The sequence below is a fragment of the Bradyrhizobium canariense genome, assembly GCF_018130465.1.
GTDB classification, from domain to species: domain Bacteria; phylum Pseudomonadota; class Alphaproteobacteria; order Rhizobiales; family Xanthobacteraceae; genus Bradyrhizobium; species Bradyrhizobium canariense_C.
The window spans coordinates 48458-66079 of sequence record NZ_JAFCKJ010000010.1; the positions used below are offsets into that span (position 1 = coordinate 48458).

A 17622-nucleotide genomic window follows, 5' to 3' on the forward strand; every position below is an offset into this window, starting at 1 on the left:
CCGCATCGGGGTAACTGATTTCCGGGACGTCTCCCAGAGTAGGGTTACCAAAGAACTATGCTTGTTTTCTCTGATTGCCAAACTTCAACGTTGTTCGCAGCAACCGTTCGAATTGCTGGGTTGCGTGCGTCAGAACCCGGCCGTCCGCTGCAAGCAACTCCAACCTTCCATCGCTGAGCATGGCGTCGCTTATCGGTAGCATCCGGAGCACGCCGGCGTTGCGGTCGTTCTCTCCTGACAATTGCGCAAGCACCGCAATTCCATCCGTTCGAAGCGCGACCGCAAGGCGCAATGCGACGGAATCGCTCTCGAGCAGGATCCGCTCGATCTGTGTGTTTGACCGCCGCGCGGCTTCCTCGATGAGAAGCCGGGTTGGTGAGCCACCAGGTGGAAGGATGAGTGGCCAGGCGGCAACGTCTTTCAGCTTGAGCGTGCTGGCTGACGCCAATTTATGCTGTGGATTCACCATGGCCACCAGCGGTTGTCGCGTTGATGCGCGTAGCGCGATACCTGCTTCTCGCGGAGCATTGTACGCGATTCCTAATTCACTGATGCCTTCTTTCACCAGCGTTGTGACCTGGCGGGTATTTCCGACGCGCACGTCGAAAACAATACCCGGATAAGTGCCCCGGAAACGCGCGATGCAGTCGGGCAGCACGCTGCTGGCGAAGGGTTCGATCACAGCGAGTCCAATTTTTCCTGTGCGCAACCCTTTCAAGGCGGTGAGCTCATCGCGCGCTCCGCGAATCTGATCCAGCGTAAGGCGGATGTGTCGCAAAACAATCTGGCCGGCCGTCGTTGGCGCCACGCCTCGTGGCAAGCGCTCGAGCAAGGGTGCCCCGAAATCTCGTTCCAACCTCAGAATTTGACGGCTCAGGGCTGATTGCGCGATCTGCAAATTGTCCGCCGCCTCGCGTATCGAACCGGTCTCGACGATGGCGATAAAGTTGCGCAGGGCGTTCAAGTTCACGCTTATTTTCCTCGTTTTCGCCGGTAATGCCAGCCTGCTACCCGCAGGGATTGTGGCCCCTCACGCCTTCATTCCGACTGATGCCTATATGGCATCGCAAGCTATTCATCAATGTCATTGTTCGTTCCCTCGGATACTGCTTTCCTGGCTAAGGAGCCAACGCAAGCTCTGCGATGGCAAGAAAACGGTGACGGAATGTTGATCGGTGTGGATGTTGGCGGGACGTTTACCGACCTCGTGCTTGCAGATGCTGGCGGCGCTCTGCATTTCACGAAGGCCCCCTCCACGCCGGACGATCCCTCACGCGGCGTTGTCAACGCCCTGGAGCTGATGGCAGTTCAGCGCGGCGAGGATCTCCAGACGCTCCTACGGCAAGTTTCCGTGTTCATCCATGGCACGACGGTTGCCACCAATATTCTGGTGCAGCGTAACGGCGCTCGTCTTGGACTCATCACGACACGCGGCTTTCGCGATTTGATCGAATTGCGAGAGGGATCGCGGCCCAACCGATACACACTTCGCACGCCGGCCCCGGAGGCCATCGTTGCACGGCCGCTGCGTCTGGAAGTCACGGAGCGCGTAGGGGCGAATGGAAGCGTAATCACGCCGCTGGATGAAGCCGAGCTCGCAGCCGCCATTGCCCAATTTCGGGCCGCCGATGTCGGGGGCGTAGTTGTGTGCTTTTTGCATGCGCACAAGCGACCGGAACACGAGTTGGCGGTTCGTACCGCGATCGAACGTTCGGGATGGCGGCCTTTCGTGTCACTAAGCCACGAGATGCTGTCACGCGAGGGCGAGTACGATCGGCTCTCCACGGCGCTCGTCAATGCTTATGTCGGACCTGGGCTTCAGGCCTACCTGCGGCATCTGTTCGGCCAACTGAACGCGCGTGGCATTCAGGTTCCAGTCTTTGTGATGCAATCGACTGGCGGTGTCCTGCCAATCGAGGCGGCAGCCCGTCGGGCTGTCGGCGCGGTAACCAGCGGGCCGGCTGGTGGCGCCATGTCGGGCGTACTCTTCGCTAAGGCGCTCGGAATTGCCAATCTCGTCACCTACGATACCGGCGGGACGAGTACCGATGTTTGTTTGATCCAAGACGGTGCGCCTGTCGAGAAAAGCCGCACCGATCTCGCGGACCTGCGCATCGCCGCACCCGCCATCGAGGTAAATCCAATTGGGATTGGAGGCGGTAGCGTAGCGGTGGTGGACAGTAGTGGCATCCTCGCGGTTGGTCCGCGTAGCGCGGGCGCGGTTCCTGGGCCAGCCTGTTTTCAAAAGGGCGGCACGCAGGCGACCCTAACCGATGCCAATCTCGTGCTCGGTCTGATCTCGCCAACAACGTTTCTCGGCGGCCGCATGCCGCTCGACGTGAACGGCGCACGCGCGGCAATCGAAAACGACATTGCCATTCCGCTTGGTATGAGCATTGAGGATGCAGCCTGGAGCGTGCACGTGCTGGCTACCTCAGGTATCACGGAAGGCATCCGTCTCGCCACGGTGCGCCGGGGGCAGGATCCGCGCGACTTCGTGCTGATGTCGTTCGGTGGCGCTGGCGGTCTTCACGCCAATGGGGTTGCCCGCGAACTGCAGATTCCAAAAGTCGTAATCCCACGCATGGCATCGGTGCTGTCAGCGCTCGGTTTTCTTGCAGCGGACATTCGCCAGGATCTTCAGCGAACGCTTGATCGTCCCATTCTTGCGACCAGCCATGCCGAGCTCGCCACCATATTCGCGGAGCTCGAAGCCGAGGGGCGCATTTTGCTGAAGGAAACCGGCGTTGTCGCTGATCATATCCACGTACAACGCAGCATGGAATGTCGCTATGCGCGCCAGAACCATGGAATTCCCGTCCCCCTCGGTGATAACCTTTACCCCGTCGATATCGAGCGGCGCTTTACGGAGGCGTATCGAAGCCTTTACCAGCATGCTCATGAAGGCGAGCCGGGCATTATCGACGCCTGTCGAATCTCGGTATTTGGCGCATTGCCCAAGATTGATCTGCCTGTTCAAGAGAATGGACAGCCAGACCCGGAACCCGCCTTCCGGGGCAGGCGGGACATCTATATTGGGCGCCCTATCGAGGCTGACATCTATTGGTTTGACGATCTTCGTCGCGGTATGCGTGTTAGTGGCCCTGCCATTATTGAATCTGCCTCCACAACCGTTCTTGTCGAGCCCGGCAGTATTGCCATGATGGATCGGGTTGGTAGCCTCCTCCTCGTTGCAGGTGAATCATGAAACTTAGTACAGGTCAGAAGGCCAGCGCGCTGACCCTTGCCGTCGTTCGCCACAAGCTGAAGGCTGTGACGGAAGAAATGGTCGAGACCATGACTCATACATGCTTCTCGCCCATCTTAAATCAGAACCAGGATTTTTCGGCAGTCGTGCTGGACGCCAATTTCCTCACAGTCTCGCAGGCCGAGCGCGTGCCGATACACATGGGTGCTATGCCGCTGGCGGTCCGCATGATGGCCGAAGCCTTCGCGGCCGATCTGCACGAGGGTGACGTCTTGATGGCCAACGATCCCTATTGGGGCGGCAGCCATCTGCCTGACGTTACCCTTGCCATGCCGTTCTTTGCGGATGGGCAGGTTCACCTTTGGGTGGCGCTCCGTGCACATCAAGGCGATATCGGAGGCATGTCGGCCGGCGGCTACAGCGCCGCTGCAAGCGAGATCTGGCAAGAGGGATTACGCATACCGCCGCTCAAGCTCGTCGCGGAAGGCCGATTGCGCGAGGACATACTGCGGCTTGTCGCGGAAAACTCCCGCAAGCCTGGCGATTTGCGGGGCGATCTGATGGCGCAGCTCGCAGCGGTCCGCATCGGCATCTGCCGTTTACATCATCTGTTCGTGCGTTACGGCAGCGCTGAGATCGGAGGGTGTGTTAATGGCATCCTCGATGGCGGTGAGGCAGTAACACGCAGGATGCTCGCGGAGTGTTGCGATGGCACTCACGAGGGACTTAGCTACATGGAATTTTCTGGAGCGCCAAATGGTCTGTTGCCGATCCCAGTCACCGTGGAGATCAAGGATGGACATGCGATCGTCGACCTCACCCAATGCCCGGACCAGGTGAAAGCGTTCATCAACAGCCCCCAGGCCAACACCCGCGCTGCTGTCATGGTGGCTTTCCTATATTTCAGCGGCGACGAAGATGGATTGAACGACGGAAGCGCTCGCGCAATCGAACTCCGCACGCGCTCCGGCAGCCTGCTCGATCCCGTTTCTCCCGCGCCCGTTGGCGCATGCACGTCATCAACCGCCTGTGCTGTGATCGAGGCCGTGCTGCAGGCGCTGGAAGGGGCTGATCCCAGCCGCGCGATCGGCGGCTTCGCGCGTCGCTTCCGCTTTGCGCTGGCCGGTAAGGATCGCGCGGGCACGCCTTTCATCTGGCACTACTTTTTCAACAAGGGCGGCACTGGTGGTAATCGCGGTCATGATGGCTGGCCGAACATCGGCGGCTTGCACAATCCCGGCGGCACACCCTCCCCCAGTATCGAACGTACAGAAAATTCCTATCCCTTGCTGGTAGAGGAATATGCGCTTGAGGCCGACACTGGTGGGGTTGGGTGCTGGCGCGGCGGCCTCGGCGGCAAGCTCGTGCTACGTTATCAGGGTGATGCGCCGGCAATTCTTAATGCTGCGGGCGAAGGAGTTTCCGTCCGTCCATTTGGTACGCAGGATGGAGCGGCTGGACCTGGCCATGACTATTACCTCGCGGACGAAGTCGGCAGCCGTAAGATCGGCATTCACGACAGCGGAGTCGCGGTGATGCCGGGTGCGCGCATCATCTGCATTTCGGCGGGTGGTGGCGGCTATGGCGATCCGAGCCAGCGCGACCGAGCATCGCTCGAGCGGGACATCGCCTATGGTTATGTGAGCCTGCAGGCCGCGCGCTTGTCCTATGCAATGGAAGTGAAGATGTGATCTCCTCCCTGTCATTCGGCCGGATGCGTTCTCTTCCACCGTGAACCTGTGCATCCGTAATCGGCGTGAAGTTGATTTGCGACAGTTTGCTTCCAACTATGTGGATGAGCTTAATCTAGTTACCGGGCGGAAGCCCCATTACTCAAGGTAGCGTAGCCATGACGATCGATTCCGATGTCGAACCGAAGGGAGGCCGCCCCGCATTCCGCCGGGCTAAAGAACGCTCATTCTGTTTCTTATACGTCGCATCGGTCGCGGTCGGTCTTTTGATCTGGCAGGCCGTGGCGCAAAATTATTCCAGCTTTGTGTTGGCTACGCCCTTGGGGGTGCTCTCGCGGCTCTATGAGCTGATCGCGAGCGGCGAACTGCCGGTAGCACTAGCCGGGTCGCTGCGACACATGGCGCTCGGCTATGTTATCTCCTGCGCGATCGCAGTTCCCGTCGGTATGCTGATGGGGCGTGTGCGCTTCGTCCACGATCTGATCGATCCGATTGTGAATCTTATCTACGCAGTGCCGAGTGTCGCGTGGGCGCCTTTTATCATGATCTGGTTCGGGCTTTATTTCGAAGCGCGCGTCGCGCTCGTCGTCATGATGTGTGTTTTCGATATGATCATCGTTATCGGCACAGGGGCCCGCAATGCCGACCGCAAGCTGCTCGACGTCGGGCGCTCCTTCGGTGCCACTGCATGGCAACGTATGCGTCTTGTGCTGTTACCGGAAAGCTTGCCCTTCCTGTTCACTGCGCTTCGTATCGGAGTCGTGCGCGCCGTCAATGCAATGATCACGGCGGAGCTGTTTTTGGCTGCGGTCAATCTCGGCTCGATCATGAAGCAGTCTGCGGTTCGCCTTGACAGCGCGGCCGTACTCGGCGTGCTGGTCCTTTTGTGCATGTTGGGGCTCGCGTTCCAGGAGATTTTGCTGCTCGTCGAGCGGCGCCTTTGTGTATGGCGCCCAAAGGCTTCGTCATGAAATCCCATCCGCGCCTCCTGAATCTTCTCGGTATCCTTCTGGTCCTGGTCCTCTGGCAGATGGCCGGGCAGCGCTTAGGGGACGCCCTGCTTGCCACGCCGGTGCAGGTGGGGCGCGCACTGGTTGAGACGCTTTCCGATGGGCTCGTTTGGGCCGGGCTATGGCGAATGATGTGGCAGATGATGATTGGCTACCTGCTCGCACTCGGTATCGGCGTGCCGCTCGGCATTGCAATGGGGCGCATTCCCTCGGTCGATGCGGTCGTGAAGCCATGGGCCTCGATGTTCATTGTCGTCTCGGCGGCAGCGATCGTTCCGTTGTTCATTATCCTTATGGGGCGAGGCCTGTTGCTCAGTACGTCCATCGTCTTCGTGGTGACGGTCTGGTATGTTGTGATTGCTATCACCGAAGCGGCCCGATCGGTCTCGCCTCGCTTGCTCAACGTTGCGCATTCGTTTGCCGCCGACGATTTCAAACGCTTCCGCTATGTTATCCTGCCGGCGCTGCACCCTTACCTGATGATCGCGGCGCGCGTGGGCTTTGTGCACGCGCTGCGCGCCATCGTCACCGCCGAAATGTTTATCGGTGCAGACTATGGTGGCTTGCTCAACAATGCCGGCCTTGACCTGTCGACCGCTCCGCTCTTCGCGTTAATTGTCATTCTCATGATGGTTAGCATCTCAGCGACGAAACTGATGCGATGGATAGCCGACTATGCTGCGCCCTGGTACGCCAGTCGGACCCGCGATCGATGAAGTTCATTCTCAGACAGCAACAGGAGATTGACTGATGACGATGTTCGAGGTCATGAATCGGCGCAGCATCCTGCGTGCCGGTGTCGCTGCCGGCGCAGGTGGCTTGAGCATCATAACGCTTGGTCCGGTCTCTTCGTCCTTCGCACAAGCCGGGCGCGTGCTTAAAGTCAATACGCTGGCGTCGGCCGCCGCAGTGAACGTGCCGATGCAGGCAGGCTTGAAGAGTGAGCTTGCTAAGATACCGGGTTTCGCCTCGCCTGAAGTCCGGCCGACTCAGAAAATTCCTCAGATCGTGCAGGAAGTTATTGCGGGCGGCGCTGATCTCGGCGATGCCGACGTTGCCTCGACGCTGGCTGCGGCAGAGGCGGGAGCCGATCTCAAGATCATTGGCCTTTCCTATAGCAACACATCGCAGGTCGTGGTCGTCAACGCCGACAAGACCAAGAGCCTTGAAGAAGTGGCCGCCAAGGGCGGCACCATTGCCATCAACAGCATTGGCGATTTCATGTACGTCATGCTATTCGGCGCGCTCATCAAGCGAGGTATCGATCCGAAGAAGGTCAATTTCATCGAGATAGGCAGCTCGGGCGACCGCGCCCGTGCGCTCATTGGCGGTCGGGTCGACGCAGTACCTATGCATATCGAGCAAGCAGCCGAGCTAACGAGGCGCGGCAACTATCAGATTCTCGAGCGTCCCTGGCAGGAATATGGCAATTGGTTCAGCGCTGTCGTCATAACAAGCGGCAAATGGCTGGAGCGGGATGAGAACAAGGCTGCAGCCGTTGCCACCCTGAAAGCGATCCTCACTTCGTTTCGCAAGACGAATAAGGACTACGGATGGTACAAGGACCAACTCGGCAAATACGCCTCGTCGAAGGAATTGCGAGCCGCCGATGACGCATTCCTGAAGCCGGTATGGGAAACGCTGACGACCGAGATCGCGGCCTTTCCCGATCACATGCAGACCATGACGCCGGACGAGTTCGCCAAGATCATCCCGGCTTATAAGGAGGCGGGCGCGCTGAAGGGCACGATCGATCTAAATAAGCTCATCGACCGCACCTACCTCGAGCAAGCCAACAAAGAGCTTACCTGACATGGCTCATCTCAATGTATCGAGCATTTGTAAATCGTTCGAAAATACCCCGGTCCTGCTCGATCAGTCTCTGGAAGTACAGGAAGGTGAGTTCGTCGCTCTCCTTGGTCCGTCCGGCTGCGGCAAATCCACTTTGCTACAGATCATCAACGGTTTGGTCCCGGCAGATCGTGGCACGGTCGTGCTCGACGGTAAGGACATCACGGGCAAGACGGGCGCCGGTCGTGGCATGGTGTTTCAGGGAGCCGATCTGTTTCCCTGGCGTACAGCTTTGGAGAACGTGGCCTTCGGGCTCGAGGTGATGGGCGTCGGCAAGTCTGAGCGGCTGAAACAGGCTTCCCATTATCTAAACCTCGTCGGCCTGCGCGGCTTCGAAAATGCCTGGCCGCATCAGCTATCCGGCGGTATGCAGCAGCGCGTCGGCATCGCCCGCGCTTTTTGTATTCGTCCGAGTCTGTTGCTGATGGATGAACCGTTCGGCGCACTCGACGTTCAGACCCGCGACGTCCTGCAGGACGAATTGGTGCGCATCTGGGAGGCGGAGCGCAAGATGGTGCTGTTCGTCACCCATGGCATCGAAGAGGCGCTCTATCTGGCCGATCGCATCCTGGTGTTCAGCAAGCGCCCTGCCCACGTGCTGCGTGAACTGGTCGTGCCGTACGAGCGGCCGCGCCACGAAAGCATGAAACTCGATCCTCTATTCCTCCAATTACGGCGCGAGATATCCGATCTCCTGCGGCATGACATGAATGCGTAGGCTCCGATGAACGATCATACTGCCGTAGCACCGAGCATTGGGCGCAACATTGCTGCTATTCTTGCCGGTTTGTCGTATGACGATTTGCGTGACGACGTCGTGCGCACCACCAAGCTCTTCACGCTCGACACGCTGGGCGTCATCGCTGGCGCCGCCAAGGCGCCGGGCATGGCCGAATTGGTGTCCGCGCTGACGGCGTGGGAAAGCAGCGGCAAGGCCACGCTCCTGCTCAACTCAAGCACCGTCAATCCGGTTACCGCGGCTCTCGCCAACGGCGCCGCCGCCCACAGCCTCGATTTTGACGATCAGCATGATCCCGCGCGCGTTCACGTGTTCTGCGTCGTGCTCCCAGCAGTGCTGGCGGCAATTGAGGCCCAAGACGAGCCGACGACGGGCCGGCAATTTATCACCGCTGTCACGCTAGGCGTCGAGTTGTTCTGTCGTCTTGGCCTTGCCTGTTACAATTCGCTGGGCAAGGGCTGGCATCCGACCACCGCGTTGGGATCGATTGCCGCTGCGGCGGCTGCCGCCAAGGTGTTCGGGCTGGATGCCGAACGCACCTTGCATGCGATGGGGCTTGCCTTCGTCCAGCTGAGCGGCACGACCCAGTTCATCGCCGATGGTGCGCTCGCCAAGCGTATCGGGCCGGGCTTTGCTTCGCGCTCCGGCTTGCTGGCTGCGCATCTGGCGGCCAATGGCATCACCGGCCCCTGGCGGTTCCTCGAAGGCGAAGCGGGATTGTTCCAGCTGTACGAGCGCGGTGAAGTGAGATCCGAGATATTGACAAATGGACTCGGCACAGACTGGCGCATGCGCGATCTTAGCATGAAGCCTTATCCGTGCTGCCGCTGTGTTCACACCACGATCCAGCTTGCTCTCGATGTACGCGCGCAAGGGATCAACGGCGACGATATCACCAGCGGCACCATCGAATTAAGCGAGGTGAACACCAAGATCGTCGGCGCGAATTTCGATCGCGGGCATCCGAATCCGGTAGTGCACGCTCAGTTCAATGCCGCCTATGCCTTTGCTGCGGCTTTGACGGATGGCAAAGTCGAGATTGCGACTTTCGCACCGAATCGCATCCGCGCTGCGGATGTCGCATTTGCCACGCTAGTGCAGACGGTCGCCGCCGCAGATATAGAGTCCACCGCTATCGCTCCGGCTCGCGTGCGGCTGCACCTTCGGGATGGACGCATCATTGCGGAGGAGCGCCGGGCCATGAAAGGCTCACCGGACGAGCCGATGAGCGAGGCGGAAGTATTCGCCAAGTTCAGATCCTGCGTGCAATGGGGCTTCGATGCGGATGACAGCAGGATCGCCGCGCTCCAGCAGGCGCTGATGCAACTCGACGGGCTTGGCGATGCGCGTGAGATTGTGCATTTGTTTCTGCGGTGCCGACCCGGAGCCCTAGCCGCATGACCGACGTGACCGACCTGATCGGGACTTCCCTCGACGCACTTGACACGCCGTCGCTGATTGTCGATCTCGACGTCATGGAGCGCAACGTCGCGCGGATCGTCGATGCGTGCGCTGCCGGTGGCGTTAGCTGGCGTCCACACTGCAAGAGCCACAAATCCCCTGACGTCGCTCGTCTGCAAATCGCCGCGGGCGCGATGGGGATCACCTGCGCCAAACTTTCCGAAGCCGAGATGCTGGTTGATGCCGGCATCCCCGACATCCTGATTGCCAACCAAATCGTTGGCCCGATCAAGCTCAACCGCCTGATGAGACTGCGCAGCCGGGCCGACATCGCAGTGGCGGTCGACAGCATAGAAAATGTCACGCAGTTGGCCCGCGCGGCGAATGCGTCCGGTGTACGGCTGCGGGTCCTTATTGAGGTCGACACGGGCACGGCGCGCGCGGGCGTGCTGCCGGGCGAACCAGTGCTGGCCCTCGCACGCGTCATTGGGGGATTCGGTTCACTTGATCTTGCGGGGCTGATGACATGGGAAGGCCACACTACCCGGATTGTCGATCCGGGAGAGAAGCGTCGGGCCATCGAGCAGGCGGTAGGCGCGGTAGTCGCGAGCGCTCAACTCTGTCGCGACGCTGGTATTTCAACTAAGATAGTGAGCTGCGGCGGTACCGGCACCTTTGAGACGTCAACGATGATTTCGGGTATCACGGAGATTCAGGCGGGAGGCGGCATCTTCGGCGATGTGCGCTATCGTACAATCTATAACGTGCCGGTGGAATATGCACTGACGGTGCTCTCTACCGTGACCAGTCGGCCGACGCCGACGCGCATAATCGCCGATGCCGGCAAGAAGGCCATGAGCACGGATGCGGGCATGCCGCTCCCGCTAGATGTGCCAGATGTCAAACGTGTCGGTTTCTCGGCCGAGCATGCCAGGATCGAGCTCAACGCACCGCACGCCGCGCCGCTTATCGGCGAGCACATTCGTTTCGTTGTTGGCTATGCCGACACGACGATGCATCTCCACAGCGAGATTTTCGCCGTTCGCGGAAGACGGATCGAACACGTCTGGCCCATCCCTGCCGCGGCGCGCTTGCGCTGAAACGTGCTGCCCCAAACGTCGTTCGCAAACGGCGGTCGGTTTTCGGCGAGCAACGCGGCCAGACCTGGAAGCGTTGTTCAAGGGTAGATCTTGCCCGGATTCATGATCCCGTTGGGGTCGAGCGCCTGCTTGATCGCCTTCATTAACGCGACGCCCTCGCCGTGCTCGGTCTCCATGTGAACGATCTTATGAACCCCGACGCCGTGCTCGCCGGAGCAGGTACCGCCCATGCCGATCGCCCGCCGCGCGGTGCGGAAGGCAAGCGCTTCGGCACGCGCGGTCTCGTCCGCATCCTTGGGATCGAACAGGATGCCGAGATGGAAATTGCCGTCACCGACATGGCCGACGATCGGTGCGGTCAGCCCGGAGGCAACGATATCGGCCTTGGTCTCAAGCAGGCAGGCCGGTAAAGCCGAGATCGGCACGCAGGCGTCCGTGCCCATGTTGTTCTTGCCTGGGCTAAGCGCCATTACCGACTGGTAAGAATTGTGGCGCGCCTTCCAGAGGCGATTGCGGTCTTCGGGGCGCTCGGCGAACTGGAATTCACCGCCGCCTTGATCCGCGGTGATCGCCTGCATCAGCTCGACCTCCTCCTGCACGCCGGCCGGCGTGCCGTGGAATTCGAGGAACAGCGTCGGCGTCTCGACATAGTCGAGCTTGGAGTAGCGGATCGCGGCGCGCATCTGCACCTCGTCGAGCAGCTCAACGCGCGCCATCTTCAGATTGGACTGGAGCGCCGCCACGACAGCGGCGACCGCGCCCTCAAGCGAACGGAACTGGCAGACCGCGGCCACGATGGTCTCCGGCAGACCATAGAGCTTGAGCTGGATTTCGGTGATGACGCCGAGCGTGCCTTCGCTGCCGACATAAAGGTGCGTGAGATCGAGACCGGCGGAGGATTTTCGCGCGCGGCTGCCGGTGCGCACGATGCGGCCGTCGGGCGTGACCACGGTGAGGCCGAGAATGTTCTCGCGCATGGTGCCGTAGCGCACCGCATTGGTGCCGGAGGCGCGCGTCGAGGCCATGCCGCCAATCGAGGCATTGGCGCCGGGATCAACCGGGAAGAACAATCCAGTGTCGCGAATCTCCGCGTTCAGGGCCTCCCGCGTCACACCGGCCTGTACGCGGCAATCGAGGGCATCGGGCGAGACATCCAAAATCTTGTCGAAGCGGCTCATATCCAGCGAAACGCCGCCGGCGAGCGCGGCGAGTTGGCCCTCGAGCGAGGACCCCGCGCCGAACGGCGTCACCGGCACAAGGCGCTGGTTGCACAGCGCGAGGATGAAGGCGACCTCTTCGTTGGTCTCGGGGAAAGCGACAAGATCGGGGACGCCGACGGCTGGCAGGCCCTCGCCATGGCTGTGCTGCTCAAGCACCGCCTGCACCGCCGTGACGCGCGCATCGAGGCGCTCGACGAGCCCCGTCTTGACCTCGGCGATGGTCCCGGGCGCCGGGCGCGACAGGGCATGGGCGTTCATATCGGCCTCCTTTTTCTCCCTGCCTCCATCTGCACGACGGTGGCGTGCCTTTCAAGCTGCGACGGCATTTAGCAGGTGCGAAAAGGCGAGCATGCCGGGATCGTCGAGCCCGATGGTGCGCTCGCCGAACATGCGGGCGCGGCCGAGCTTGTTCGGCCGCTCGCGGTACATCGCGAGCGTTTCACGGGCGGCGTTCTGCGCGGCTTCAGAAGCCTCGTCCCGCGTCCGGCACGCATCGAGCGCAACTGCGACCGCATCGATCATGTCGACGACGGTCTTGTCGCCGAGCCTCGCGCCACCGCGCGCCATCATCTGATCGCGGACCGAGGCCAGCAGCGGCGCTAGCTCGTCCCAGCCGATCTCGCTGCGCCCCTTGGTCGCCTTGGCAAGCGTCATCATCGCGACCGTCACCAGCGTTCCCAGACTGGAACCGGTGCCGCTGGCGCATGCCTTGGCGCAGGCCTGAAACACGTTGCCAATGTCCGTTTCCTGATCGGGAATGGCGTTGGCAACGCTCTCGAACAGGCGACGCAGCATGACACCGGTGTCGCCGTCGCCGATCTTTCCGTCGGCAGCATTGAGATCGCCCTGCGCAAGCGCAGCTGCCTCCTTTGCCCGGTCCGCGGCGTGGCGTAAATGATTTGCCGTGATCGCCACGTCACACCCTCCAGAACGGGCAGGCGCAGGGCGCGGCCAACAGCTCTTCGCGCTCGGCATCGAGGTGGATCATGCTGATCGACAGCCCCGCCATCTCCATCGAGGTCACGTAATGCCCGACCAGCGGACGCATGATGGTCAGACCCTCCTTCTTCAGAAGCGCGACGACGCGGCGATAGACGATGAACAGCTCCTCCAGCGGCGTCGCACCGAGGCTGTTGACCAGCACAGAGACGCGCTCCGATTTGTGAGCGACGGGGTCCGCGAGCAAGCGCCGCACCATCTCGTCGGCGATCTCGTCGGCCGGACGCAGCTTATCGCGCCAGATGCCGGGCTCGCCATGGATGCCCATGCCCATCTCGATCTCGTCGGCGCCCAATTCAAAAGTCGGCTTCGCTGCGCTGGGAATCTGGCAGGGCGACAGCGCAACGCCAATCGTGCGGCAGGCATCGACGGCGGCTTGCGCCGCGGCGGTGACTTCAGCGAGACCCGCGCCGGTATCGGCCTTGCGCCCGCGATCTTATAGGCATAAATGATACCCGCGACGCCGCGACGCTTGGCGCTGTCCTCCGGCGCGGCCGAAGCGATGTCGTCGGTGCCGCGCACGGTCGTGGTCTCGATGCCGTCCATCTCGACCATCTCGCCGGCGAGGTCGAAATTCATGCGGTCGCCGCCGTAATTGCCGTAGAGCCGCAGCACACCAGAGCCGCCATCGGCGCCGCGGATCGCCTGAATGCAGGAATCGACGGAAGGACCCGCGAACACGTCGCCGATGGCGCAGGTATCGAGCAGGCCATCGCCGACATAGCCGGTGAACAGCGGCAAATGGCCAGAGCCGCCCCCGGAGACGATGCCGACCTTGCCCCTCTTCGTCCCGCTCGCGCGGCGGATGACGCGCCCCTCCTGCACCAGTGAGGGATGGGCGGCGACGAGGCCCGCAAGCATCTCGTCGACGAAGACATCGGGTGAATTCATCAGTTTCTTCATTGCACAGCTCCAGCGACTACCATTCGCACGCCGATGCCGTGCCTGCCCGCGACGTCGCTTGCGATCGTGAGCACTGATTTCGACTTGGTTATTCCGCGGCTTCACCGTGACCGAGATAGGCGCCCATCAGGCGGGGATCGCGCGCGACCTCGGCGGCGGTGCCCTCGGCGACGATGCGGCCCGAGCTCAGTACGTAGCCGCGATGGGCGACCGACAGCGCCATACGCGCGTTCTGCTCCACCAGCAGGATGGCCGTCCCTTGCCGATTGACCTCGACGAGCTTGCTGAAGACCTGCTCGACCAGCAGCGGAGCAAGGCCAAGCGACGGCTCGTCGAGCAGCAGCAGGCGCGGCCGGCTCATCAAGGCGCGCGCGATCGCGAGCATCTGCTGCTCGCCGCCGGAGAGCGAGAAAGCGAGCGATGCGGACAGACGCCTAAGGTTGGGAAACAGCTCGAGCATTTCCTCGATCAGCCGGGCGAGCTCCGTATGCGGCCGGCCATAGGCGCCGATCTTGAGATTCTCAATCACGGTCAGCCCGCCGAACAGGCGGCGGCGTTCGGGCACCAGCGCGAGGCCTCTGCCGACCAAGCGCTCGGTCGGCTCCTTCGTCAATTCCTGGCCGGCGAAGCGTACCGATCCGGACGCCTGCGCTAGACGCGCGATCGCCTTCAACGTCGAGGATTTGCCGGCGCCGTTATTGCCGAGCAGCGCCACGAACTCGCCGGTGCCGACATTGAGCGACACTTTTCGCACGGCCTCGATATCGCCGTAGCGGACGGTGAGGTCAGCGACTTCGAGCAGCGGCGCGCCGGTGCCTTCGGCGGCACGGCCGATTTGCGTATGAAGCTCCGCCTCGCGGTCGGCCCGGCCGAGATAGGCCTCGATGACGGCCTCGTTGCTCTGGATCTCCGCGGGAGATCCTTCAGCGAGGACCTTGCCGAAATTGAGCACGGTGATGCGATCGGCGAGCGTCATCACCACTTCCATCTCGTGCTCGATCAGCAGGATCGTCATGCCGCGCGCATGAATCTGGCGGATCACCTCGATCAGCCGCGCGGTCTCGGCGTGGTTGAGGCCGCCATGCGGCTCGTCGAGCAGCACGAGGCGCGGCTCCAGCGCCAGCGCCTTGGCGATTTCGAGCAAACGCCGCTGACCCTGCGGCAACGAGGCCGCGCTGGTGTCGGCGACGTCAGCGAGCCCCACGAACTGGATGATCTCCTCGACCCGGCGCGCGTTCTCCTGGTCGAAGCGCCATGGATGCGCCCGCCCGTGCCGCGCGGCGAGCACGTTCTGGCGCACGGTCATCGAGGCAAACAAGCGGGTGTTCTGGAACGTGCGCGCCAGCCCCATCGCCGCGAGCTGGTGCAGCGGCTTCGACGTCACCACGGCGCCGGCAAAGCGAACCTCGCCTTCGGTCGGGATGTAGATGCCGCTGATGATGTTGAACAGCGTGGTCTTGCCGGAGCCGTTCGGCCCGATCACGGCGTGGATCGTCCCCTGCGCGACCGAGAGCGAGGCGCCCTCGAGCGCGGTCAGGCCACCGAAGCGTTTGGTAACGCCGGTGAGTTCAAGCAGCGCGTTCATGATGCGTCACATCCGATCGTGCAAAGGATTTTCCAGGTCGGCGCAGGCTGCGAAGGACGGAGAGGACCATCCCCGAGAGGCCCGCGGGAAAGAAGGTGATGACGAGGATCACCATCACGCCGAACACGGCGAAGTAATATTCCTGCATGAAGCGCAGCAGCTCCGGCACGAAGGTGTAGAGGATCGCGCCCAACACCGCGCCAAGGGGGCTGCCGAGGCCACCGACCACGGCCATGGCGAGATAGGAGAAGGTCGACTGCCAGGAGAAGACGTCGGGGCTGATATAGCCGCGCAGCAGCACGTAGCAGATGCCGGCGAGCCCGCCATAGGCCGCCGAGATCACGAACAGCATGATCTTCAGCCGCGAGACGTCGACGCCGATAGCTTGCGCCGCGAGCGAATCGTCGCGCAGCGCGCGGATGCGCAAGCCGAGCGGACCGTTGGCGATCCAGGCCTGCAGCAGATAGGCGCTGGCGACGACCGCGAGCAGCACCCAAAGCATCTTGTCGTTCTCGCCGGCAAGCCCGATGCCGGGGATTGCAGTGATGCCGTTGGCGCCGTTGGTGAGACCTTCCCAGTTCACCAATAGCCGCTCGACGATCAGCGCGAAGGCCAGTGTGCAAAGCGCGAGATAGTGGCCCTTGAGGCGCAGGGTCGGCCAGCCGAGCGCCATTCCGACCGCGGCCGAGAGCGCGATTGCGCCGACCGCAGCCACCGGCACCGGCATGCCGGCAGCCTGAAGCAGCGTGAAGGCGTAGGCCCCGATGCCGAAAAACGCGCATTGCGCCAGCGACATCTGGCCGCCGAAGCCGAGAATGAAATTGAGCCCGAGTACAAGCAGGATGTTGATCAGGGTGACGTCGGCGACCTGGAGATAATAGACCGACAGGAACCGCGGCAGCAGAAGACCGCAGAGGATGGCGACCGCGATCACCAGGATGACGAGCGTGCGCATCGTCAATGAATTCGCCTCGGTGGACATCAGGGACGCTCCAGTTCGAGTTCGCCAAAGATGCCCTGCGGGCGGAACATCAAAACCGCGATCAGCACGCCGAACGCGATGACGTCGATATATTCCGACGAGATGTAGAAGGACCCAGCCGACTCGATCACGCCGAAGGCGAGCCCGCCGACGAGCGCGCCGGGGATCGAGCCGAAACCGCCGAGAATGGTCGCGGCGAAGGCGCGCAGCGACAGGTTGACGCCCATGTCCGACGAGACATAGGAGAGCGGCGCGATCAGCCAGCCTGCGAGGGCGGCGAGCATCGTCGCATAGGCGAAGATGAATGCGATGATGCGCGCGGTGGGAATGCCCATCAGCCGCGCGGCTTCGGCGTCCTGCGCGGTGGCGCGCATGGCGCGGCCGAGTGCGGTGTACTGGAACAGCACGTGCTGGATCGCCATCATCGCCGCGAGCGCGGCCAGGATGACGAGGTACTGCGCATAGATCGTCGAGCCGAACAAATGCACCGAGGTCGTGCCCAGGGGACCGGCGAAATTGAGCGGCTGCGGTCCCCAGATGATCACGGCGATGTTTTGCAACGCCATGGACAGACCAAGCGTCGCCACGATCGCCGACAATTGCGGCGCGTTGCGCAAGGGGTGATAGATCCCCCAGGCGAGCCCGGCGCCGAACAGGCCGAGGATCACCAGCATGGTGATGAGGTTCAACCATAGCGGCATGCCGAGCCGATTGGCGAGCCAGCCGACCGAGACGAAGGCACCTAACATTACGAGGTCGCCTTGCGCGAAATTGACCAGGGAGACCGCGTTCCAGATCAGCGTGTAGCCGAGCGCCACCAGCGCATAGGCCGCGCCGACCGCCAATCCCACCAGTACGATTTGAATGAACGTCTGCAGCATCGCTTGCCCCCATCGCTGGCGTCGGCAGCCGGCACTATCCGGCAGCCACGCG

At 62.0% G+C, this 17622-nt stretch carries 14 protein-coding genes and 1 pseudogene; 8 read left to right on the forward strand and 7 right to left on the reverse strand.

Translation table 11 applies throughout. The features are described from left to right. Positions 1 to 55: 55 nt before the first annotated feature. Positions 56 to 970: a LysR family transcriptional regulator gene (locus JQ591_RS24320; protein WP_211398506.1), complete on the reverse strand. Its 915-nt coding sequence runs from the start codon at positions 968 to 970 to the stop codon at positions 56 to 58. Between the two features lie 195 nt (positions 971 to 1165). Here JQ591_RS24320 and JQ591_RS24325 point away from each other — a divergent pair, with 195 nt between their 5' ends. The 8 genes from JQ591_RS24325 to JQ591_RS24360 all read left to right on the forward strand — a co-directional run bounded on the left by JQ591_RS24325 (position 1166) and on the right by JQ591_RS24360 (position 11000). Further along, positions 1166 to 3208: a hydantoinase/oxoprolinase family protein gene (locus JQ591_RS24325; protein ID WP_211398507.1), complete on the forward strand. Its 2043-nt coding sequence runs from the start codon at positions 1166 to 1168 to the stop codon at positions 3206 to 3208. Continuing rightward, entirely contained in the window at positions 3205 to 4899 is a 1695-nt protein-coding gene (locus JQ591_RS24330) for a hydantoinase B/oxoprolinase family protein (protein ID WP_211398508.1), read from the forward strand. The genes JQ591_RS24325 and JQ591_RS24330 overlap by 4 nt, the downstream gene beginning before the upstream one ends. Before the next feature lie 158 nt (positions 4900 to 5057). Further along, complete coding sequence (locus JQ591_RS24335) at positions 5058 to 5870, forward strand: ABC transporter permease (protein WP_211398509.1); 813 nt, start codon at positions 5058 to 5060, stop codon at positions 5868 to 5870. Then, positions 5867 to 6625 (forward strand): ABC transporter permease, encoded by a 759-nt coding sequence (locus tag JQ591_RS24340; RefSeq protein WP_211398510.1) that lies wholly within the window; start codon positions 5867 to 5869, stop codon positions 6623 to 6625. The genes JQ591_RS24335 and JQ591_RS24340 overlap by 4 nt, the downstream gene beginning before the upstream one ends. A gap of 34 nt (positions 6626 to 6659) precedes the next feature. Beyond that, on the forward strand, positions 6660 to 7721 hold the full coding sequence (locus JQ591_RS24345; RefSeq protein WP_211398511.1) for an ABC transporter substrate-binding protein: 1062 nt from the start codon (positions 6660 to 6662) through the stop codon (positions 7719 to 7721). A gap of 1 nt (position 7722) precedes the next feature. Further along, positions 7723 to 8478: an ABC transporter ATP-binding protein gene (locus JQ591_RS24350; protein WP_211398512.1), complete on the forward strand. Its 756-nt coding sequence runs from the start codon at positions 7723 to 7725 to the stop codon at positions 8476 to 8478. A 6-nt stretch (positions 8479 to 8484) separates the two neighbouring features. Further along, entirely contained in the window at positions 8485 to 9900 is a 1416-nt protein-coding gene (locus JQ591_RS24355; protein ID WP_211398513.1) for an MmgE/PrpD family protein, read from the forward strand. After that, positions 9897 to 11000: a DSD1 family PLP-dependent enzyme gene (locus tag JQ591_RS24360; protein ID WP_211398514.1), complete on the forward strand. Its 1104-nt coding sequence runs from the start codon at positions 9897 to 9899 to the stop codon at positions 10998 to 11000. The genes JQ591_RS24355 and JQ591_RS24360 overlap by 4 nt, the downstream gene beginning before the upstream one ends. A gap of 77 nt (positions 11001 to 11077) precedes the next feature. Here the strand turns inward: JQ591_RS24360 and JQ591_RS24365 are convergent, their stop codons facing one another. The 6 genes and pseudogenes from JQ591_RS24365 to JQ591_RS24390 form a co-directional block, all read right to left on the reverse strand. After that, a complete protein-coding gene (locus JQ591_RS24365; RefSeq protein ID WP_211398515.1) occupies positions 11078 to 12478 on the reverse strand; it encodes an FAD-binding oxidoreductase in 1401 nt (466 codons plus the stop codon). 51 nt (positions 12479 to 12529) lie between these two features. Continuing rightward, on the reverse strand, positions 12530 to 13135 hold the full coding sequence (locus tag JQ591_RS24370) for a dihydroxyacetone kinase subunit L (protein ID WP_349630402.1): 606 nt from the start codon (positions 13133 to 13135) through the stop codon (positions 12530 to 12532). A gap of 1 nt (position 13136) precedes the next feature. Then, positions 13137 to 14122, reverse strand: a pseudogene (locus JQ591_RS24375) (dihydroxyacetone kinase subunit DhaK). An 88-nt stretch (positions 14123 to 14210) separates the two neighbouring features. After that, a complete protein-coding gene (locus JQ591_RS24380) occupies positions 14211 to 15707 on the reverse strand; it encodes an ATP-binding cassette domain-containing protein (protein ID WP_211398517.1) in 1497 nt (498 codons plus the stop codon). After that, positions 15691 to 16689: a branched-chain amino acid ABC transporter permease gene (locus tag JQ591_RS24385; RefSeq protein ID WP_211398518.1), complete on the reverse strand. Its 999-nt coding sequence runs from the start codon at positions 16687 to 16689 to the stop codon at positions 15691 to 15693. The genes JQ591_RS24380 and JQ591_RS24385 overlap by 17 nt, the downstream gene beginning before the upstream one ends. After that, on the reverse strand, positions 16689 to 17570 hold the full coding sequence (locus JQ591_RS24390; protein ID WP_211398519.1) for a branched-chain amino acid ABC transporter permease: 882 nt from the start codon (positions 17568 to 17570) through the stop codon (positions 16689 to 16691). Before JQ591_RS24390 ends, JQ591_RS24385 begins: the two co-directional genes overlap by 1 nt. Positions 17571 to 17622: the final 52 nt, after the last annotated feature.